At 43.7% G+C, this 21488-nt stretch carries 21 protein-coding genes and 1 other RNA gene; 13 read left to right on the forward strand and 9 right to left on the reverse strand.

Annotated features, from left to right (window positions below; all coding sequences use genetic code 11):
- Positions 1–36 precede the first annotated feature (36 nt).
- The 5 genes from AB6D07_RS02045 to smpB all read right to left on the reverse strand — a co-directional run bounded on the left by AB6D07_RS02045 (position 37) and on the right by smpB (position 3245).
- Complete coding sequence (locus AB6D07_RS02045; protein ID WP_372124990.1) at positions 37–216, reverse strand: helix-turn-helix transcriptional regulator; 180 nt, start codon at positions 214–216, stop codon at positions 37–39.
- Between the two features lie 81 nt (positions 217–297).
- Positions 298–900 (reverse strand): hypothetical protein, encoded by a 603-nt coding sequence (locus AB6D07_RS02050; protein WP_017103927.1) that lies wholly within the window; start codon positions 898–900, stop codon positions 298–300.
- A complete protein-coding gene (locus AB6D07_RS02055) occupies positions 893–2140 on the reverse strand; it encodes an integrase domain-containing protein (protein WP_017103928.1) in 1248 nt (415 codons plus the stop codon). The genes AB6D07_RS02050 and AB6D07_RS02055 overlap by 8 nt, the downstream gene beginning before the upstream one ends.
- Positions 2141–2326: 186 nt before the next feature.
- Positions 2327–2693: a transfer-messenger RNA gene (gene ssrA / locus AB6D07_RS02060) on the reverse strand.
- Between the two features lie 66 nt (positions 2694–2759).
- Positions 2760–3245 (reverse strand): SsrA-binding protein SmpB, encoded by a 486-nt coding sequence (smpB, locus tag AB6D07_RS02065; protein ID WP_004735156.1) that lies wholly within the window; start codon positions 3243–3245, stop codon positions 2760–2762.
- Positions 3246–3364: 119 nt separating this feature from the next.
- Between smpB and AB6D07_RS02070 the strand changes: the two genes are divergently transcribed.
- Positions 3365–3793, forward strand: a complete 429-nt coding sequence (locus tag AB6D07_RS02070) for an SRPBCC family protein (protein WP_004735157.1) — start codon at positions 3365–3367, stop codon at positions 3791–3793.
- A gap of 3 nt (positions 3794–3796) precedes the next feature.
- Positions 3797–4108 carry an RnfH family protein gene (locus tag AB6D07_RS02075; protein WP_009848325.1) on the forward strand — a complete coding sequence of 104 codons (312 nt, stop codon included), beginning with the start codon at positions 3797–3799 and terminating at the stop codon, positions 4106–4108.
- Between the two features lie 199 nt (positions 4109–4307).
- Here AB6D07_RS02075 and bamE read toward each other — a convergent pair whose 3' ends face one another.
- From bamE to nadK, 3 genes are all read right to left on the reverse strand, one after another.
- Positions 4308–4667 (reverse strand): outer membrane protein assembly factor BamE, encoded by a 360-nt coding sequence (gene bamE / locus AB6D07_RS02080; RefSeq protein WP_009848326.1) that lies wholly within the window; start codon positions 4665–4667, stop codon positions 4308–4310.
- A 167-nt stretch (positions 4668–4834) separates the two neighbouring features.
- Positions 4835–6499, reverse strand: a complete 1665-nt coding sequence (gene recN / locus AB6D07_RS02085) for a DNA repair protein RecN (RefSeq protein ID WP_017098044.1) — start codon at positions 6497–6499, stop codon at positions 4835–4837.
- 293 nt (positions 6500–6792) lie between these two features.
- Complete coding sequence (gene nadK / locus AB6D07_RS02090) at positions 6793–7677, reverse strand: NAD(+) kinase (RefSeq protein ID WP_009848328.1); 885 nt, start codon at positions 7675–7677, stop codon at positions 6793–6795.
- A 143-nt stretch (positions 7678–7820) separates the two neighbouring features.
- On the opposite strand from nadK, the gene grpE reads away from it, so the two are divergent.
- From grpE to dnaJ, 4 genes are all read left to right on the forward strand, one after another.
- Positions 7821–8402, forward strand: coding sequence for a nucleotide exchange factor GrpE (grpE, locus tag AB6D07_RS02095; RefSeq protein WP_009848329.1), 582 nt, complete (start codon positions 7821–7823; stop codon positions 8400–8402).
- A gap of 387 nt (positions 8403–8789) precedes the next feature.
- Positions 8790–10064 carry a dicarboxylate/amino acid:cation symporter gene (locus AB6D07_RS02100; protein WP_009848330.1) on the forward strand — a complete coding sequence of 425 codons (1275 nt, stop codon included), beginning with the start codon at positions 8790–8792 and terminating at the stop codon, positions 10062–10064.
- A 342-nt stretch (positions 10065–10406) separates the two neighbouring features.
- Positions 10407–12320 carry a molecular chaperone DnaK gene (dnaK, locus tag AB6D07_RS02105; protein WP_372091414.1) on the forward strand — a complete coding sequence of 638 codons (1914 nt, stop codon included), beginning with the start codon at positions 10407–10409 and terminating at the stop codon, positions 12318–12320.
- Positions 12321–12607: 287 nt separating this feature from the next.
- Positions 12608–13753: a molecular chaperone DnaJ gene (dnaJ, locus tag AB6D07_RS02110; RefSeq protein ID WP_017103930.1), complete on the forward strand. Its 1146-nt coding sequence runs from the start codon at positions 12608–12610 to the stop codon at positions 13751–13753.
- 216 nt (positions 13754–13969) lie between these two features.
- Here dnaJ and AB6D07_RS02115 read toward each other — a convergent pair whose 3' ends face one another.
- Entirely contained in the window at positions 13970–14452 is a 483-nt protein-coding gene (locus AB6D07_RS02115) for a type IV pilin protein (RefSeq protein ID WP_017103931.1), read from the reverse strand.
- Between the two features lie 51 nt (positions 14453–14503).
- On the opposite strand from AB6D07_RS02115, the gene AB6D07_RS02120 reads away from it, so the two are divergent.
- The 7 genes from AB6D07_RS02120 (at position 14504) to tadA (ending at position 21481) form a co-directional block, all read left to right on the forward strand.
- Positions 14504–15010 carry a GspH/FimT family pseudopilin gene (locus tag AB6D07_RS02120; protein WP_017103932.1) on the forward strand — a complete coding sequence of 169 codons (507 nt, stop codon included), beginning with the start codon at positions 14504–14506 and terminating at the stop codon, positions 15008–15010.
- The gene (locus AB6D07_RS02125; protein WP_017103933.1) at positions 14991–15623 is read left to right on the forward strand and encodes a PilW family protein; all 633 of its coding nucleotides are present in this window, start codon (positions 14991–14993) and stop codon (positions 15621–15623) included. The genes AB6D07_RS02120 and AB6D07_RS02125 overlap by 20 nt, the downstream gene beginning before the upstream one ends.
- Positions 15620–16930: a hypothetical protein gene (locus tag AB6D07_RS02130; RefSeq protein WP_017103934.1), complete on the forward strand. Its 1311-nt coding sequence runs from the start codon at positions 15620–15622 to the stop codon at positions 16928–16930. Before AB6D07_RS02125 ends, AB6D07_RS02130 begins: the two co-directional genes overlap by 4 nt.
- Positions 16920–17369 (forward strand): prepilin-type N-terminal cleavage/methylation domain-containing protein, encoded by a 450-nt coding sequence (locus tag AB6D07_RS02135; RefSeq protein ID WP_017101927.1) that lies wholly within the window; start codon positions 16920–16922, stop codon positions 17367–17369. The genes AB6D07_RS02130 and AB6D07_RS02135 overlap by 11 nt, the downstream gene beginning before the upstream one ends.
- A 297-nt stretch (positions 17370–17666) precedes the next feature.
- Entirely contained in the window at positions 17667–19229 is a 1563-nt protein-coding gene (locus tag AB6D07_RS02140; protein ID WP_012603342.1) for an AbgT family transporter, read from the forward strand.
- 247 nt (positions 19230–19476) lie between these two features.
- Positions 19477–20766: a hemolysin family protein gene (locus tag AB6D07_RS02145; protein WP_012603343.1), complete on the forward strand. Its 1290-nt coding sequence runs from the start codon at positions 19477–19479 to the stop codon at positions 20764–20766.
- A 76-nt stretch (positions 20767–20842) separates the two neighbouring features.
- Positions 20843–21481 (forward strand): tRNA adenosine(34) deaminase TadA, encoded by a 639-nt coding sequence (tadA, locus tag AB6D07_RS02150; RefSeq protein ID WP_017103935.1) that lies wholly within the window; start codon positions 20843–20845, stop codon positions 21479–21481.
- Positions 21482–21488: the final 7 nt, after the last annotated feature.

The following is a 21488-nucleotide window of genomic DNA, read 5'->3' on the forward strand; positions in this document are numbered from 1 at the left end:
CTTGTCATGGTTCACCTCATTAGTGATTGTACTCACTTAACTCAGTGTCCAAAACTGCTGGTGCGGATCAAATCCAACGGCACGTTCTCCGAGTGACACTCTTTTTGGGAATGTTCCTTCTGCGATTCGACGATAGATTGTTGGGCGTGAAAGACCAGTAATACGCATCACTTCAGGTAAACGAATGATGCTGATTGGTATTAGTTGCTGAGACATTAAGAGCTCCTTTAGTGCTTATTAACTTCTTGAGCTTTTAAGTTAATGCAGGAGCTATTTTTTAGGGTGGGGGGTAATTGGTTATAAAGAGTGCGATTGTTTTTTTACTTTCACTAGGCTTCTAAGTAACTCACTGTAACGGTTTGAACATTGGTCGCTTTTTGCTCTTTCTAGACCGTTTGTTCGGGGCGTGGTTTTGTGTTTTTTTCTCAATTCAGTTAACGATAGTGTCTCTGGTTCACCCAGTATGCATGATTCAATTGCTACCTCTTCGTGTAGCGTCGTCCCAACTTCATTGGAAGTTATTCTATACTTCCCACTTCCTGTAAGCTGGTTTTCAAAACTAGTCACTATTTGTGAAAGCCAGAACTTAATAGTTAATGGGCATTCCTGAGGGGCGGCAACATACTCACTGAACTTTCCATTTATTGGTAACTGTTCAGCGCCTTCAATAGCGAGTTCGTATTTATCTAAACGCTCAATATGATCTGAAATCTCTTTTCTACCCATACCCGTAAAAATATGCACTTGGGATTTACTGCCTAGAAGAATACATAATCCAGCTAGGTATAAGCTAAAACTCATGTTCTTTTGCTTAGCGCCTGCTTTATTCGCTCTTAAACCAGCGTTAATTTCTAGCTCAGCTAAAGATACTTCTCTAAGGTCTACGCTTTCTTTACTCATCGCCAACAACTCTTAAAGTCTTGTAACCAGTTACAGATAGCGAGCCTTGAGAAGCTTGTTCAATATGTTCGCTCCACCATTTCATCATTGGGCGTCTACGTTCTAGGTAGTCTGTACGGTTGTATGCTCGTCTTACTTCGTTTTTATCTACGTGAGCGAGTGCGGCTTCAATTAAGTCAGAATCGAAGCCTTGTTCATTTAGAGTGGTACTAGCAATCGAACGCAAACCATGACTAACTAAACGACCAGCAAAGCCCATTCGCTTAAGAGCTGCATTTGCAGTTTGGCTATTGGTCGGTTTCTTTGGGTCACGATCAGCAGGGAATACAAATTCACGGTGTCCGCTTATTGGCTTCATTGATTCCAAGATAGCGATCATTTGAGGGGTAAGTGGAATAGAGTGTTCTTTTCGTTTTTTCATTCGTTCAGCTGGAATCAACCACTGGTTGTTTTCAAGGTCAATTTCGTTCCACTTAGCACCAGCGGCTTCATTGGGGCGGGTCATGGTATGTAATTGCCATTCGATAAGTGATCGCGTAGTGCGTTTAATGCTGGCGTTAGCAATCGCGGCCATAAGTTCAGGTAGCTCGGCTGGTGCTAAAGCTTTCATGTTCTCTTTTTTTGGCTTCTTAAAAGCGGCTCTAATACCTGAGAGAGGATTAGCTGGTGCTAGTCCGCAGTTTACCGAGTGATCCATAACTTCATTTAAACGTTGAGTCACTCGTTTAACCGTTTCTAGGCTACCTTTAGCTTCTACGGGTCGAAGGAGCTCAATAACCATTGGTGCGGTGATTTTAGATATTGGAGTATTGGATAGGGCAGGAAATACATACAGTTCTAGAGATCGCCAAATATCTTTAGCGTAGTTTTCAGTAACGTCGTTACGCTTCACTTCAAACCATTCAGAAGCTACGTTGAAAAGTGTGTGCTCGATGATGGCTGCTTGTTCTTTATTTGATTGCTCGCGTGATTCTTTAGGGTCTTTGCCTAGTGCAAGTTGCTCTTTAGCTTGTAGAGCCAATTTTCGGGCGTTGGCTAGGGTAAGGTTAGGGTATGTGCCTAAACCAAGGTTAATGCGTTTCTTGGTGATGGGGTGGTAGTAATTGAGATTCCATTGAGTCGTCCCATTTTTTCTGACTCGGAATTGCAAGCCTTCACCATCAGACAGCACATAGTCTTTGTCTTTTGGTTTTGCTGCTTTAAGTTCTTTATCTGTTAAACGAGTAGTCTTGCGAGCCATGTTATCCCCTCAGATACGCTGTTTAGTATTCCAAAAATACGAGTTCTTACTTGGAATACTAACTGGAATACTAAAGGTATGAGAGGTGTTGATATGTAATGAAATGCTACGATACAGCTAATGCGTTGATATATAAGGCTTTAAAAATAAAAACGGGACATCCTGAGATGTCCCGTTCCAAACGTTTGGTGGAGCTGGCGGGAGTTGAACCCGCGTCCAAAAATCATTCATCATTGGTACTACATGCTTAGTCGATCTTTAATTTCACCAGCAACCTGCGAACCGACACGCTAGTTAAAGGCTAACCTGAATTGTTATTCGCGCTTTTCCTCTCAGGTGGGAGAATCCGCGCTAGCTAGTTTGGGTTTGATCTCTTATTGGTCCCCGTCTTACGAGCGGAAGCTAGGGTAAGAGAGCTCTGAGCAGGTTATTAAGCTGCTAGTGCGTAGTTTTCGTCGTTTGCGACTATTTTTTTGCGGCTTTTAACGTGGCCAACCGCCCCACGGCATGCACCTCAGACTTCAAAATTCCTGTCGAATCCTAAATCAGCCCCAAGTGTTATTTGCATAGTACCAGAAAAGCTTTGCCTGTCTAGCACTGTGCGTTTAAGTGCTTAAAATTAACGCAAATTACTCTTCATAATTCGTGCTTTATCTCTCGCCCAATCTTTTTCTTTCATATCAGTACGTTTATCGTGCAGCTTTTTACCTTTAGCTACGCCAACTTTAATCTTCGCCCAAGAGCGAGACCAGTAAAGCGCGGTTGCGACAAGTGTCATGCCTTCACGGTTAATACGACCGATAAGGTTGTCGAGTTCTTTTCTCGACATTAGTAGTTTACGGATGCGTGTTGGGTTCGCCACGATATGAGTACTCGCTTGAGTGAGCGGAGTGATCGTCATACCACTGATGAATGCTTCGCCGTCTCTGATGTAGACGTAGCTTTCTGCGATATTGGTTTTGCCTTCACGTAGGGATTTTACTTCCCAGCCTTGTAGCTCAAGCCCCGCTTCTATCTCATCATCGATGAAATATTCGTGGCGAGCTTTCTTATTAAGCGCAATGGTATTACTACCGGCTTTTGATTTTGATTTATTCTTTGCCATAATGGCCTCATTATACGGATTGCACCCTAGTTGGGGAATCCTTTTTATTTGCGCTCTGGCCCAATACAATTAAAATTGCAGTTTGTGTTAATGTAACGCTGTCTTTAACAGGAGTCTATATGCCAAAGGTTACTCGTTCAGCATTAGTGTCGTTTAGTGCCGACCAGATGTTCAGCTTGGTCAATGATGTTGCTCGTTATCACGAGTTTTTGCCAGGGTGTTCTGGTTCACGTGTGATCGAATCTTCAGATTCAACGATGGTAGCTTCAGTTGATGTCTCTAAAGCGGGTATCAGCAAAACATTTACCACATCGAACCGCTTAGCGGATGGCGCTGAGATCTTGATGGAGCTGGTGGACGGCCCGTTTAAAAAGCTGCAGGGTGGTTGGTATTTTACTCCGCTCGATGAGCAAGCGTGTAAGGTTGAGCTTAAGTTAGAGTTTGAATTCTCTAGCCGAATGATTGAAATGGCATTTGGTAAGGTTTTCAATGAGCTGACGAGTAATATGGTCAGTGCTTTTACTCAACGCGCGAAACAGGTCTACTAAGCCATGACTATTGAATCGGATATGATCCACGTAGAGGTTGTGTTTGCACTTCCGCATGAACAGCGTGTGTTTACTTTAGTAGTAAACAAGCACGCGACCGTTGAAGAGATCATTGCGCAGTCTGGCGTTTTGGAATTGTACCCAGAGATCGACTTAGCAAAAAACAAGGTTGGCGTATTCAGCCGCAACGTTAAGCTAGATGCGACGGTTCGCGATAAAGATCGTATCGAAATCTACCGAGCACTGTTAGCCGATCCAAAAGAGATCCGCCGTAAGCGTGCTGAGCAAGCGAAAGCAGCCGCAGCTAAATCGTAGTGCTAAAAAAATTCGACTAAGAAGAGAGCTCGCAATGTTGGCGAGCTTTTTTGTGCCTGTTGGTTAGACACGCAGCTAATTTGTTAGCAGATATTAAAAAGCCTGCTCATGTGAGCAGGCTTTTGCGATTCATACCTTGTCGACTGATAGTTTTGTCGACCGGAAAGCTTTATCAGCTGAGAGCTTTGTTGACTGAAAGCTAGCGAAGGCTTTCGAAGAACTCATCACTGGCTTCAAAATCACCATTGATCGTTACTAGAGTGCCAGTGGCATCAAAGTTCACGACAAGGTTTTTCTGGATAGGGTCGTTATGGCCTTTTTGGTGGTGGTAAATGTAGTACCACGTATCTGGGTAGCCATTTTCGATAAGCATAGGTGAGCCCATAACGTAACGAACTTGTGTTTTTGTCATGCCAAACTTGAGCTGATCGACAGCTTCTTGTTCAACATAGTTACCCTGATTGATGTCAATTCGATAAACCAACTTCTCTAGTAGAGAGCAACCGGTCAACATTGTTAGTGCAAGTGGAACTGCAACTAACCACTTTTTAATTCGCATAGTTTGAGATCTTTCTTCGCTAAAATACTGCCTGATAATAAACAAGCTCCAGCAAGAAGTAAAAAGCTCCTTGCGCTTTGAGCTTGTTATGACTGGCAATTTTGAATTAAGTTGCAAAATTGCCAAGAATTTTCGGTAAATTATCAGAAAGTTGCTGAATATGTAACCTATGCTGCGATTAATAACTCTTTTGCATTGGCAAGCGTCGATTCGGTAATTTGGCTGCCACCAAGCAGTCGAGCAAGCTCTGAAACGCGTTGTTGTTCATCAAGCGTGTGCATTTGAGTCTCGGTTTTACCTGATTTCGTGTTCTTTGCAACGAACAGTTGTTGATGTCCACAACCTGCCACTTGAGGTAAGTGCGTTACACACATAACTTGCGTAGATTCGCCCAGCTTACGTAGCATTTTTCCGACAACCGCAGCGGTTGGTCCACTGATACCCACATCGACTTCATCGAAAATCAGGCTTGGTGTATCCACTTTTTGCGCTGTGATCACCTGAATCGCTAGTGAGATTCGTGATAACTCGCCCCCAGAAGCCACTTTAGCAATGGGCTGCATTGGTTGACCTGGGTTGGTCGAAACAATGAAGGTCACGTTATCCATACCTAATGGAGAAGGGTGTGTGTTGGTGTTGTTTACTTCAATGGCAAACTGCGCTTTTTCCATGCTCAGTTCATGCATGCTTTGCGTGATCAGCTTGTTGAGTTCTTTTGCGTAACGAGTTCGAGATTTATGAAGCTTCTCTGATTTAGCCACGAACGACTGGTATTGGTTTTCTACCTCGTTTGCCAATTCTTCCAATTTTTCATCAGAGCAATCAAGCGCTTCAACTTGTTGTAGTAAGTCTTGATGGTGCTTATACAGTTCTTCAGGTAATACGTGGTGTTTACGAGACATCGACATCACTTTAGAGAAACGCTCCTCAACGTAAGCCATACGACCGGGATCAACATCAATGCTGTCTAGGTATGTTCTTAACTCGTTGTTGGTTTCTTCAATCTGAATAATGGCTTCAGACAATAAGTTTGGTAACTCAGCCAATCTTTCATCTAGCTCCGCTAACTGAATTAAGGAGTTATTGGCCGATTGCAGAATACCAAGCGCATTAACTTCTTCACCTTCATAAATAAGCTCGATAGCTTGTTGGCAGGTTGTGGCCAGTTCTCCGCTATTGGAGAGGCGCTTATGCTCTTGTTCGAGGTCTTCATATTCTTCCTCCCCAATAGACAGCTCATTTAACTCTTTGATTTGGTATTCAAGAAGTTGTTTTTGAGCTTGGTTTTGCTGGCTATTTTCACGTAACTCTTTCAAGTGGTTATCGGCTTGTCGCCAGGCTTGGTAAGCATTACGTGTCGATTTCAATAGGTTCAAGTGACCTGCGTATTGATCAAGCATGGCCATTTGGTAATCGCTTTTCATCAACTGATGGTGCGCGTGTTGACCATGAATGTTGATCAACAGCTGTCCAAGCGATTTTAATTGTGAAAGAGGCACGGGACTGCCGTTGATGAATGCGCGAGAACGACCTTCTTTAGAGATGGTTCTGCGTAGGATGCATTCACCGCCATCAAGCAGTTCATTGTCTTCTAACCAGCGGGTAGCATGCAGATTGTTCTCAAGTAAAAAAGCGGCACTGACTTCGGTTTTTTCTTCACCTTGTCGAACCATTCCTGCATCAGATCTTCCTCCAAGACACAAGCCTAAAGCGTCGATAGCGATAGATTTACCCGCACCAGTTTCTCCGGTGATTGTTGTCATGCCTTTAGAGAGTTCTAGCTGTAAAGACTTAACAATAGCGAAATTATTAACACTTAGATGAGCCAGCATTTTTATTTACCTGTATAACTGAACAATACTGTATATAAGCTCAGTATATACTGTTTCTTTATACAGTAAAGTCGACAGGTAAAAATTTTTTGTGACCGATCTCAGAATTGAGCGCGTCCGTAGATCACTGAAACCGCAGTAGATTCCCAATTCAGTTGTTCCTCCCTGTCGGGAGTGGAGGTATAAGGAATTGCAGAGAAGCGAGAGCCGACGGGCTTTCTATGGGCAATAAAAAAGGCTGACGAACGTCGTCAGCCTTTCATAATTCGGTTACTTCTGGAGCTTTTATTCTTTTAGAACAACTTACTCGACCAGCCTAGTTTGTTACGCAGAACATGGTAGTAGTTGTAGTCTTTAGGGTGGATCAGCTTGAGCACATTCGGACTTTGGTAAATGTGGATCTCATCGCCAGGAGAAACTGGTAGCGAGATTTGACCATCGCAGCTCACTTCCTGTGTACCGCGGTTATCTGGCGATACGATCAGCTTGATACGACGCTTTCCATCCACCACAAGTGGTCGGCTTGAAAGGGTGTGTGGGAACATTGGTACTAATGAAATTGCATTTAAGCTTGATGACAGGATAGGACCACCGCCAGAAAGCGAATAAGCGGTAGAACCTGTCGGTGTTGAGACGATCAAGCCATCAGAACGCTGTGAGAAGGCGAAGCTGTCATCGATATACACTTCGAACTCGATCATATGTGCGACTTGACCGGGGTGAAGTACTGCTTCGTTGAGTGCGGCGTTGTGGCTTTTTATTTGGCCATGACGATGAATTTCAGTTTCAAGTAAGAAGCGCTCTTCTTCCATGAATTCACCCTTGAGTACATCAGTAAGCGCACTCTGGAAGTTTTCAGGATTAAGATCGGTAAGGAAACCTAGGTTACCTCGGTTTACGCCAATCACTGAAATATCGAAACGTGACAAGATTCTAGCGGCACCGAGCATATTTCCGTCACCACCCACCACAATGGCGAGATCGGCGCGTTTACCTAATTCAATTAGGCTAGAAAAATGTTCTTGTGGGATATCGTCTAAAATTGTAGCGAGTCTGTCATCCACAAACACTTGATAACCCTCAGTACTTAACCACTGATAGAGCTCTCTATGAGTCTGAATTGCTTGCTGATCTCGAGGTTTACCAATAATGGCGATGACTTCAAATGGCTTTTTCATAACGTTTCCAAACGAATTAGGCTTGAATCAAAATTCTTCATCCCCATAATAAAGGCAAGTTGAACGTCTATGCGAGTGTTTTATATCAATTTGGGGTGCAAACACACCTGTCACTTGCATTGAAAACGAATTCTGGAGAGATCATGAGCAACGAAGAAAACAAAGTAACGGAAGAAGAGCTAGATCAAATCATTGCTGAAGCTGAGAAAGTTGAAGAAGCTGAGCTAAATGAAGAGTCTGTTGATGAGCAAGAAGCAAAAATCGCTCAACTAGAAGCTGCACTACTTTCTAGCGAATCTAAAGTGAAAGAGCAGCAAGATTCTGTTCTTCGCGCAAAAGCTGAAGTTGAAAACATGCGTCGCCGTAGCGAGCAAGAAATTGATAAGGCGCGTAAATTCGCTTTGAACAAGTTTGCTGAAGGTCTACTTCCTGTCATCGACAACCTAGAGCGTGCAATGCAAGCGGCAGATGCTGAAAACGAAGTGGTTAAGCCACTGTTTGAAGGTGTTGAGCTAACGCACAAAACGTTCGTAGACACAGTTGCTAAGTTTGGTCTTAAAGAGATCAACCCTGAAGGTGAAGTGTTCAACCCTGAATTCCACCAAGCGATGTCTATCCAAGAAAGTCCAGATCACGAATCAAACACGGTTATGTTCGTAATGCAAAAAGGTTACGAGTTAAACGGTCGTGTGGTTCGCCCTGCGATGGTTATGGTTGCTAAGTAATGACGTGTTACGCTGCCAAGTGATTGAGTCGCGCATTGACTGAGTAGTCGCGGCGACAAAATAAATCACTGGTTTACGTAAAATGGAAAGAGAGGCATATGCCTCTCTTTTTTTGTGCCTATAACTTGAGACCCCACGTAAATAGTCACCAAAAACGCATTAAGAATGTTGTTCCTTTTATATTACCCAGAACAATGATTTAGAGTTTTATATTATGAAACCAGTTGTTAATGAAGAAATGTTTTGACGTCACACTTGTAATGTTTTTGTAAATAAATGCTTTTAATTGTTATCTTTGTATGTAAAATCCACTGCGATATAGCGATTTAACTCGCATATATAACTATAAAAGTACAAATTTCAAACACAACAAACTGGAGAAGAACGATGGATAAATCGCTCTCAAGTAAGATTTTTGTAGGCTTGTTTGCCGGCCTACTTATTGGTACTGCTATTCAGTACCTATTCAACGGTATTGCAGTATTTGATACTTACCTGCTAGGTCTAGCAGAAGGTGTCGGTGGTATGTTTGTCTCTTTGATCAAACTATTGGTTGTTCCACTGGTATACGTATCTATCGTTTGCGGAATTGTTGAATTGAAAGACATCCGTTCTTTCGGTCGCCTAGGTGGTAAAACTTTTGCTCTTTACATTATCAACACCATCATCGCGATTTCTGCAGCCCTAACTGTTGGCCTTATTTTCCAACCGGGTGCTGGTGCAGATTTAGCCGGAACGATCTCTGAGACAGTTCAACTAACAACAACTGAAACTCCAGATATCTTCTCTCTTGTTGTGAACATCGTTCCTAGCAACCCAGTTCAGGCGTTTGCAAGCGGCGACATGCTACAGATCATCTTCATGGCAATTTTGACTGGTCTTGCTATTCAGGCTCTTGATTCACGTGGCGGTCCAGCGATCAAAACGTTCAAGATGGCTAACGAAATCATGATGAAGCTTATCGGCCTAGTAATGAGCTTGGCGCCATTTGGTGTATTCGCTCTGATGATTCAACTAGGTGCGACACTGAACGCTGAGACACTTATGTCTGTAGCTGGCTATGTAGCGCTTGTTGTTGCGATGCTAGTGTTCTGGATTTTCTTCTTCTACCCAATGATGGTTGGTATCGCGACAGGTATTACGCCTAAGCAATTCCTACGTGCAACTCGCGAGCAAATCCTTTTCTCACTATCGACGGCAAGTTCGAATGCGACTATCCCAGTAACAATGCGCACTCTAACTGAAAAGCTTGGTGTATCAAGATCTGTGGCAGGCTTCGGTGTACCACTGGGTGCGACAATGAACATGTCTGGTGTTTCTATCTACATCGCACTAGCGACAATGTTCGTAGCAAACGCATTCGGTCAACCAATCAACACGGCTGACATCTTTACTCTGGGTCTAACTATCTTGCTACTGTCTATCGGTGCTGGTGGTGTTCCTGGTGGTGGTGTTGTAATGGTAGGTGTTCTATTGCACCAACTAGGTTTACCACCAGAAGGTCTAGCTATCATTGCTGCGGTAGACCGTATCAACGATATGTTCTGTACTTCTTCTAACGTAGTAGGTGATACAGCGGTTAACACTATCGTTGCTAAGTCTGAAGGCGAAATCGGCGTTGAAACAAACGAAGAAGCTGAGCTAAAGAAAGCAGAAGCGTAATCAGAGATTTTCCTCTATCTAATAGATGAAATCTAAGTGGAAAGCCTGAATAGACAAACGGAGCCTAAGTGGCTCCGTTTTTTATTGGGTGATAAACCCAGTTACTAGGCTTATGTGAAGGTAATGATATGTATTCGTGTCTAACCATTCCTTTTATCAAAATAAATGTGAAAAAATCCAGTATCCCCCTTGAAAAGGATTCGTGAGCCCTTATCTATGGTGCATACGAAAGCAAATTACATTTGCACTTAAATTTGTGTATTAGGGTTGAATCCCTGATTACTACCCCCCACATAGTGGGTATAGCAAAAAACTAAATAGAATTTATTCGGAGAAAGCCTGATGGGTCGAATCATTGGTATTGATTTAGGTACTACTAACTCTTGTGTTGCTGTTCTTGACGGTGACAAACCACGCGTATTAGAAAATGCTGAAGGCGAACGCACAACAGCATCGGTAATCGCATACACTGAAGGCGAGACGCTAGTTGGTCAACCTGCGAAACGTCAAGCTGTTACTAACCCTCAAAACACGCTATACGCGATTAAGCGTCTAATCGGCCGTCGTTTTGAAGATGAAGAAGTTCAACGCGATATCGAAATCATGCCTTTTAACATTGTTAAAGCTGATAACGGTGATGCATGGGTTGAAGCGCAAGGCCAAAAAATGGCTGCTCCTCAAGTATCTGCTGAAGTTCTTAAGAAAATGAAGAAAACAGCTGAAGACTTCCTAGGCGAAGAAGTAACTGGCGCAGTAGTAACTGTTCCTGCTTACTTCAACGATGCTCAACGTCAAGCAACGAAAGATGCTGGCCGTATCGCTGGTCTAGATGTTAAACGTATTATCAACGAACCTACTGCTGCTGCTCTGGCTTACGGCCTAGACAAGCAAGGTGGTGACCGCACTATCGCTGTATACGACCTTGGTGGTGGTACATTCGATATCTCTATCATCGAAATCGATGAAGTAGAAGGCGAGAAGACTTTCGAAGTTCTTTCAACTAACGGTGATACTCACCTTGGTGGTGAAGATTTCGATAACCGCATGATCAACTACCTAGTAGATGAGTTCAAGAAAGAGCAAGGTATCGACCTTAAAGCTGATCCACTAGCAATGCAGCGTGTTAAAGAAGCAGCAGAAAAAGCGAAAATCGAGCTTTCTTCTACTACTCAAACTGACGTAAACCTACCTTACGTTACTGCAGATGCGACTGGTCCTAAGCACATGAACATCAAAGTGACTCGCGCGAAGCTTGAGTCTCTAGTTGAAGACCTAGTTCAACGTTCTCTTGAGCCACTAAAAGTTGCTCTAGCAGATGCTGACCTATCTGTAGGCGAAATCACTGACGTTATCCTAGTTGGTGGTCAGACTCGTATGCCTATGGTTCAAGCTAAAGTAACTGAATTCTTCGGTAAAGAGCCACGTAAAGACGTGAACCCTGACGAAGCTGTTGCAATGGGTGCTGCTGTTCAAGGTGGTGTACTAGCTGGTGAAGTTAAAGACGTTCTTCTTCTAGACGTTACTCCTCTATCTTTCGGTATCGAAACGATGGGCGGCGTAATGACTAAGCTTATCGAGAAAAACACAACTATCCCTACTAAAGCGGATCAAGTGTTCTCTACAGCTGAAGACAACCAAAGCGCAGTAACTATCCACGTTCTTCAAGGTGAGCGTAAGCAAGCGACTTACAACAAGTCTCTTGGTCAGTTCAACCTAGAAGGTATCCAACCAGCACCACGTGGCATGCCACAAGTTGAAGTAACATTCGACCTAGATGCTGATGGTATCCTGAACGTATCTGCTAAAGATAAAGCGACAGGTAAAGAGCAGAAGATCACTATCCAAGCATCAGGCGGTTTGTCTGAGGAAGAGATCGAAGCAATGGTTCAAGAAGCAGAAGCTAACAAAGAAGCTGACAAGAAGTTCGAAGAGCTAGTAACTGCACGTAACCAAGCTGACCAAATGATTCACGGCACTAAGAAGCAAGTAGAAGAAGCTGGTGAAGCTCTACCTTCAGACGAGAAAGCTAAAATTGAAGCAGCTATCGAAGCTCTAGAATCAGTTAAGTCTGGTGACGACAAAGAAGCTATCGACGCTAAAGTTCAAGAACTTATGCAAGCAGCTCAAAAGCTAATGGAAATTGCTCAACAGAAAGCTCAAGCTGAACAAGCTGGTGCTGACGCTGGTGAACAACCTAAGCAAGACGACGATGTGGTAGACGCTGAGTTCGAAGAAGTAAAAGAAGACAAAAAATAATTTCGTCGCAGAGTAGCCTGATTTCGTTGTCGGAAGTGCTCACCTACTAGCGTAGGCTCCGCGCTTCCTCCTAGAACTCAAGCTACTTGCTTAGAAATTCATTGTCTCAAAGACTTATTATTGCGGGCGTCAGAGGTAACTCTCACGCCCGTAAATTTGTATTTAGACTTGTCGATCTAGATAATAGCTTTATTCGGCGTTTCAGCCGACAGAACTTTTATCTAGATTGATACACAGACTGCTGAAGTGATCATTCGGCAGTAGCAATTATTTTGGTGACCTAGAACATGTCAAAACGTGATTTTTACGAAGTATTAGGCGTAAGCCGCGATGCATCAGAGCGCGATATTAAAAAAGCGTACAAACGCTTAGCGATGAAATTCCACCCGGACCGTAATCAGGGTGATGAAAGCGCAGCAGATAAATTTAAAGAAGTAAAAGTAGCGTACGAGATCCTAACCGATGCTCAAAAGAAAGCAGCTTACGACCAATACGGCCACGCAGCTTTTGAACAAGGTGGCATGGGTGGCGGCGGTTACGGCGGCGGTGGCCAAGGTGACTTCGGCGATATCTTCGGTGACGTATTTGGCGATATCTTCGGCGGCGGTCGTCGTGGCGGCGGTCAAGCGCGTGCTCAACGTGGTTCTGATTTGCGTTACAACATGGAGCTTTCTCTAGAAGAAGCCGTTCGTGGTGTATCTAAAGAGATTGAAGTACCAACACTTGTTGAATGTGACATTTGTGATGGTAGCGGCGCGAAAGCGGGTTCTTCTGCACAAACGTGTGGTACTTGTCATGGCCACGGCCAGGTACAAATGCGCCAAGGTTTCTTTGCGGTTCAACAGACTTGTCCTACTTGTAACGGTAAAGGCAAGATCATCAAAGACCCATGTAACTCATGTCATGGTCAAGGTCGCAAACAGAAGACGAAAACGCTTAACGTTAAGATCCCAGCAGGTGTTGATACTGGTGATCGCATTCGTCTATCTGGCGAAGGCGAAGCAGGAGAGCACGGCGCTCCAGCTGGCGACTTGTACGTACAAGTACACGTAAAAGAGCACAACATCTTTGAGCGTGACGGCAACAACCTTTACTGTGAAGTGCCAGTTAGCTTCACAATGGCAGCGCTAGGCGGTGAAGTTGAAGTTCCTACATTAGATGGCCGTGTAAACCTTAAAGTACCTGAAGAGACACAAACGGGCCGTATGTTCCGTATGCGTGGCAAAGGTGTGAAAGGCGTTCGTGGCGGCGGTGTGGGTGACCTAATCGTTAAGCTAGTGGTTGAAACACCGGTTAAGCTAAGCTCTCGTCAAAAAGAACTACTGCGTGAATTTGAAGAAACATGTTGTGGTGAAGCTGCAAGCAAGCACAAGCCAAAATCTGAAGGTTTCTTCAGCGGCGTGAAAAACTTCTTTGATGACCTAACTAAGTAATCAACTGATTAGATAAATAGGTTATTGACACGTTAAGTTGTTGATCTTTAAATTATTGATACTTCAATTTAATGATAAAAGTAGAAAAGCCTGCTCATGTAGCAGGTTTTTTTGTGTCTATAGATTTGTGTTTTTTGATTGGTATAAAAGAAGCTCATAGCAAAAATAATCGAAATTTTTCAGATCACCCCCTAGAGGCTTTAGTGTCTCCTCTTGTTACTTCCAACACGCTTGAGGCTCTGAAACACCTGAGTGATGTAACTCCAGAATATCAGTCGGTGAGTCTAAGCAGTCATCATTTGTCTGTGGTGCGTGTGGTTCTGCTTGAATGGAGTATGAGGTACTGCTAGCCGAAATTGTTAGTGTGTACCTGCTTGTATCGGTATCGCAAAACGAGCAGGTTCCTCCAGAAACTATGTTTCCAGCAGCCGTGGCATAATTTCCGGCGTAAGCACTCTCAAGTTCAAGTTGAATTTTTGCCATATCTCCTATCGCTGTCATTCGATGCGATTTTAAAACATGGTTTGTGTAGCTTGGATAAGCTATTGCACTGAGTACTCCTACAATGGCAACAGCGATCAATACTTCGATCAGTGTCATTCCTTTCATACTTAAATTGTTGTTGTTACATCTTTTTATTCGAATCTTCACGAGTAGTTTCCTTTCATAACCCTGTCCATTTTTCTCGGGTGGTAGCATCGGTGCAAGATTAAATATGCTTACGCACCTGATTACATAGGAATTTGGGAAATGACTCGCGGGTTTACTTTATTAGAGCTGTTAATAACGGTGTCGATACTGTCGATATTGGTAGCGACGGCTGCTCCGAGTTTTAGTTCAGTCACCCAAACAGTCAAGATACAGCGCGTTGCTGGGGAGTTGAATGGTTTCTTAGTACAGGCAAAGTCTGAGTCTGTGAAAAGAAATCAAAAACTCTGGGTACATTTCTCGACGGCTAAAAATGAAGAGCAATCTACGGGGGAGTGGACAGTATGGTTGAAGCCTACGGAAGATCTGTCTGGTGATACATTGCTGATGTTGTCGGGAGAACCGTTTCGAGATTTATCGTTTTCTCATAACTATACAGGCTCAAAAATCAGCTTTGAAAGTGTAAGAGGAAGGCCTGCCAGAGGTACGATTTACTTGGCTCCTAAAAGTGCTTCAACCGACCGGCTTTTGATTAAACTATCTAGCCCTCCGGGGCGAATTAAAGTGTGCGGCGAATCAGGCGATCAGTATGGTTACTATGCTTGCTAAGGCCCGCAGTAGAAGCTTGCGAAAGCAAAAGGGCGCATCTCTCATTGAACTGATGGTCACCTCCGTTATTGGTGTATTCGCGATTGCTATTATCGGCAGCGTATTTATGACGGGGCACAGAATAGCCAAAGATAAAGGCATTGAGCTATTGCTGCTGCAAAACCTTACGAGCACGATGCAGGTAATGAAAGAAGATATTCAACGAGCAGGCTACGATGGTTCAAATGGTGAATCCCTGAAGCTATTAGATGCCGTTAATACGATTCATGTTAGCGGTGGTGTTGAGGTGGGGTTCGTCTATTTGAAAGAGAGATCAACTGACGGAAAAAATTACAGGAATATCGTGTATAAAAAGGAGGGGACTCGATTGAAAGTTTGTGAAAAGGGCGTTCTTACTCCAGGGAACATTTTAGCCCATGATCAAGTTACCTCATGCTACTCACTTTTCGACGATAGCATTATTTCCGTCGACGATTTATCAATATCCTCACAAGTGTTGAGCAAAAATGGGGTGAGCACTACGCTCACTGATTTGAATATTGTTGCGTCAATTCCGAGTGCTGGGATCTCTAAAGGCGTCGCTATAACCGTTAAGCAAAGGAATTGGCAATGACCTCGGTAAAGCAGCAAGCTGGAGTGGCTACGTTGTTAATCACATCTGTTTTAGTGTTGAGTGCTTTAATTGTTACTTTGGGCACCTATCGCAGCGTTTTTCATCAAATTAAGGTCGCGCAGAATGAAGTTCAAGTCCGCAAAGCTCATTGGAACGCCGAGGCTGGGTTGGAGTGTGGTTTTACCTATATAGCTGAAAATGATCTCACGGCAATTCCCAATGATTTAATGAATCACTGTCAGCAGTCGAAAGTCCTTACGTTGAAATCAGATAACCTAACACCGAATATATTGGTGTCGAGTGCTCACTATTTATCTCTGAACAAAGAGATAAGTTTTAACAATTCGTCGGGGCTAGGGGCGATGCAAACCAATTCGAGTTTGGAGTTTATTTCTGATCACAATATCGATATTACCCCAGATATTAGTCTTACTGCGGTCGGTGGTATTAACGAATGTGTGTCTGTTCGGTTCTTAGATAGTGTGATCTATAAAAACCAAGGCGGCGGGCGTTTGAAGACAATCACACCTACGGGCGGTATCCCTCCTTTTCCTACCTTTGAGTCTTGCCAACCGACAACCGATATTAACCGCAATGCAACCATTGATTCAGTTGGGTCATTGCCTTCAAATGCTTTTCAATCAGATTTCAAATTTGACCCAGCCATCGATACTTTCTCTAATTACTTTGGGGTATCTAAAACGCCAGAAAATATTGACCAGATTAAGCGTGATTATCATGTGATTGACCTCATTGACAGGACTGTATCTCCCCCCAAGCACATTGATTTATTCAACGGGAAGTATCAAGGTAATAAGTGTAGCCAAGCGATTAATAACGCCTTTACTAGTGGCAAAGATAAGGTGTGGGTGATCGGTGATTGCGTGGTCTATCACCCACCAATTAATGTGGTAGAACCTATCCCCGGTGTTATTACTCCACGTTCATTAGTGATTCAAGATGGCATCGTTGCGAACGGTAATGCAAGTGTGTTTGATGGTTCCTTTTATCACCTAAATGATATGAGCATATACGACGAACCAGCCTCCCCTGATGTTGATACGGACCTATTGAGCGGCTTATGGGCCAAAGTTCCAAATACGATACCTATCGCCGGCTTAGTGCAGAACAATTCGGTTTATATTGGATTTGCTTCTTTTTTTCCCAAGGGAGGGATGTTCTTTGATTCAGTTGGCGGGTTATCGACAATTCAAGGTTCGATTAACTTAGATTACACAGGCGAATACAACCCCCATAGTGTTCCTTTGAAAGCCAAATGGAAAAAGGGATCATGGAATGACTTATAAACATTCCGGTTTTAGCTTGATAGAGGTCCTGATCTCTTTTCTATTGATCGGTATCGCTTCGCTAGGGTTGGTTAAGCTACAGGTCTATGCAGAACAAAAATCGGATTACGCGTTGCACAGTGTAGAAGCGCTTCATTTTGCTGAAAGGCAGATGGAGTATTATCGAACTCGTGTATCGGATGTGGGGGGAGCTGTAGGGTTAATCCTTTTTACGGATCTCAATCAAGCGGACTACTGTCGCAATGCGACAAGTTCGGATCCTTTATCTGGTTTGTCGGGCTCTGGGTATACGATGAGCTGTGAGGTGACAAATGCCAGTGGTGCCTTGTCTCACGCTTTGAAAAACATTACGGTGACTGTTGCATGGCGAGATCGCATGAACCGTGCGCAAAGCATTCGCCTCGAAACTATGCTCTCCAAATACAGTGAGTTTGATTGATCTATTAAGCAAACGTTTACTGCATGCCAAGCCCTACGCTTCTCCTTTACTGATAGTTTTCACTCCTCGGACATTGTTTACGTGCCAGTTAAAACTCTGTATATGGAATGGTGTTTTTTGTGTTTTTATATTGTTGCTGTTGTACAGTATTTTTGCAAAATATGTCTCCATTTATGGAAAATGATGTGGAACCTTGTGCTTTTTAACAGCGACTTTAATAGAATATGTGCTGTACCAATAGGCCATGGTCAAAACTTATATTAGGCCTAAACAAACAACATCACATATGGAGTTACAATGAGTAACCAAGCCGTAAAAAAAGCACCATCGACTGAGAAGATCAGTGGTATGGACCGCTTTCTAAACTTCATTGAACGCGCCGGCAACAAAATTCCAGATCCAGCAATTCTGTTCTTCTGGGCTCTAGTTATTGTATGGGTAGCATCTGCACTTTTATCGAATCTTTCATTCGACTTAATCAACCCTCAAACGGGTGCTGCTCTTGAAGTAAACAACCTACTTACTGGTGAAGCGCTTGCTAGCTTCCTAGCGAATATGGTTACCACGTTCACAGGCTTCGCACCGCTAGGCATCGTACTTGTTGCTATGCTAGGTGTTGGCGTTGCTGACTCTTCAGGCTTCATTACGACTGGCCTTAAGAAGATGCTTAACTTCACGCCAGCTAAGCTACTAACGCCAATGCTAATTCTTGTTGCTATCGTGTCTCACACAGCAGCAGATGCAGGTTACGTTCTAGTAATCCCTCTTGGCGGTATCATCTTCCACGCAGCGGGTCGTCACCCTCTAGCGGGTATTGCAGCAGCGTTTGCTGGTGTATCAGGTGGTTTCTCAGCGAACTTCATTCCTTCAGGTATTGATCCGCTACTCGCAGGTTTCACTCAAACAGCGGCAAACGTTCTTGACCCTGCATACGTGATCAACCCTCTAGCGAACATCTTCTTTACTGGTTTGTCTTCAATTCTAATTGTGGCAATTGGTTGGTATGTTACAGAGAAAATCATCGAGCCTCGTCTTGCTAATACGCCTGTCGATGAAGATGCAGAACAAGCACCTGATCTAGGTACATTTACAGCCATTGAATCTAAAGCATTCAAATTCGCTGGTTGGGCAATGGTTGCCGGTATTGGTCTGCTTATCGCGGCTCTAATGCCTGAAAACTCAGCACTTCGTTCACCAGAAGGCGAACTAACGGCGTTCTCAGCACCAGTAATGAAGTCTATCGTTCCTCTGATCTTCATCCTGTTTATTATTCCGGGTATCGTCTACGGCCGTGTAGCGGGTACCTTCAAGAATAGTAATGATGTTATCAAAGCAATGTCTGAGACGATGGCAACGATGGGCGCATACATTGTAATGTCGTTCTTCTGTGCTCAGTTCCTATCAGCATTTGCTCAATCAAACATCGGTACTATGCTGGCGCTTTACGGTGCTGAAGGCTTGAAAGCAATGGATCTTCCTGGTGAAGCAACGGTTGTTGGTATGATTCTACTAACGGCTTCAGTTAACCTTCTTGTAGGTTCAGCTTCAGCTAAGTGGGCACTGATTGGTCCTATCTTAGTTCCTATGTTAATGGTTGTAGGTATCTCTCCTGAGCTATCTCAAGCGGCTTACCGTGTAGGTGATTCAGTGTCTAACATCATCTCTCCACTGATGGTGTTCTTCCCACTGGTTGTTGTTTACTGTCAACGTTACGTTAAGTCGACAGGTATCGGTACTCTAGCTTCTCTAATGATGCCATTCTCGATTGCTATGCTAATCGGTTGGTCTATCTTCTTGCTAGGTTACTGGGCTCTTGGTATCCCGCTAGGTATCCAAGCTCCTTACACTTACACAATGTAAGATTGAACTAAGCAAAATTAAGCTTTATTCATTGCTAAGCCCGCACCGAAATGTGCGGGCTTTTTTTTGCTATTTTTTTCTGTTTTTTTTATCCAAGATTTTTATAGCAAAGACTTTTTATATCCCAAACTTTCTATATCCAAAACTTTTTATATTCAAAACTTTCTATATCCAAAAGAAAGGCACTCAGCTTATACTCCGGATTACGGCTAATTGTTGGCCGGTAAATTTAGGAAATCCAAGCCACATGAAAATTCTGCTTTTAGTAGGGTTAATTGTTTTAAATGGTCTGTTTGCCATGTCAGAGATTGCACTGGTAGCAGCAAAGAATAGTCGGCTGAAACGCTTAGCCGAAAAACATCGCTCCGCTCAGGTTGCTCTTGAGCTCAAAGAAAATCCAACCCGCTTCCTTTCAACCATTCAAATCGGTATTACGGTAATCGGCCTACTCAGCGGTATTGTGGGGGAGGCGACGCTTTCTGCTCCACTGGCCGTTCAACTTGAACTGTGGGGACTCGATCCAACACAAGCGAATATCCTGTCTACCACGGTAGTCGTTGTGGGTATTACTTACTTCGCGATTGTTGTAGGTGAGCTAGTGCCAAAACGTTTTGCTCAATCTCAAGCTGAAAACATTGCTGTGCTAGTCGCGCTGCCTATCTTCTGGTTATCTAAAATTGCGACGCCGTTTGTGTTTGCGTTGTCGGCTTCTACGGAAGGTATTCTCAAGTTAATGGGACGTGGTGGCGAAGAAGACAGTGTGACGGAAGATGATATTCATGCACTCGTGAAAGAAGGCTCGGAATCTGGTGTGATTGAACGTGGTGAGCAAGAGATGATTCGTAATATCTTGCAGCTTGATGACCGCCTTGTGAGCTCGTTGATGACGCCACGTCGAGACGTCGACTTTCTGGATATTAGCCAACCGGTTGAGCAGATATTTAAAAAACTGCGTAGTTCAAAGCATAGTGTGTTTCCATTGTGCCAAGATCACCTCAATAAAGTGGTCGGTACGGTGTCAGCCAAAGCCTTATTGAATCAGGCGGGCAATTTAAATATTCAAGTGATCATGGGGCTATCTCGCTCTCCGATCTATGTTCCAGAATCGATGAAGGCTTTACGTCTGCTTGGCTATTTTAAAGAGTCGGGTACAGAGATGGCATTCATTGTTGATGAATATGGCGATGTTCAAGGCCTTGTGACTCATTACGATATCCTAGAGGCGATTGCTGGTGAGTTATCGAACAACCCTAAAGATCTTTGGACAGAGCAAGTGGAAGATGGATTGCTGGTGGATGGATTGATTCCTATCAGTGAACTGAAAAACCGCTTAGAGCTGTCGGATTTTGAGGGTGAAAGCGAGAGCTTCCAAACGTTGAATGGCCTAGTGACTTGGTTAATAGGGCGCTTACCTGATGCCGGTGAAGTTGTTCAATACCAGCAGTGGCAGTTTGAAGTTATCTCTGTTGAGAACAATCGAATTGTGAGTATCAAAGCGACGCAAATAGCCGATGACATAGAAGGCGCCAATAGCTAGCGATCCGCCTAATCAGTAAGCGGCGATTGTTCATTGCCTCTTCTCTCTTTATTGTTCATTATCACGAAGATTAGGTATGCTTCACCGCATACCTATTTTCGTTTTTATCCTTTGTTTTCTGGAGCTCCCTTTGTCAGACCATCAATTCAGCCCTCAAGATGAAATCTTCATGCGACGCGCCATCGAGGTAGCTAAGCAAGCAGAAAAAGAGGGAGAGGTTCCCGTTGGTGCTGTTCTAGTGAAAGATGGGGAGGTTATCTCTGAAGGATGGAACCGCTCGATTGGCTGCCACGATGCAACCGCACATGCAGAAATCGAAACCTTGCGTAAAGCAGGTCAAGCCTTGGAAAACTATCGCTTACTTGATACCACCTTGTATGTCACCTTAGAACCTTGCCCAATGTGCGCGGGTGCCTTATTACACAGCCGAGTAAAGCGTATTGTGTTTGGTGCTCCAGACTTAAAAGCGGGTGCGGCGGGTACGGTATTGAATCTCTTTGAAAGCCAAGCCTCATACCACTATGCCGATGTTGAGCATGGTTTGTTAGAGGAAGAGTGTCGTGAACAATTACAGGCGTTTTTTAAGCGCCGTAGAAAAGAGATCAAAGAGAAGCGAAAGCTTGAGCGTTTGCAGGAAGAGCAGCGTTTAGAATCTGACAAGGCAAGTAATAAGAATAAGGTCAGTAACAAGAACAAGGTCTGTAACAAAAAATAGCAGCGAT

Origin of the sequence: Vibrio sp. 10N.239.312.C11 (assembly GCF_041466065.1) — a bacterium.
Lineage (GTDB): Bacteria > Pseudomonadota > Gammaproteobacteria > Enterobacterales > Vibrionaceae > Vibrio > Vibrio tasmaniensis_A.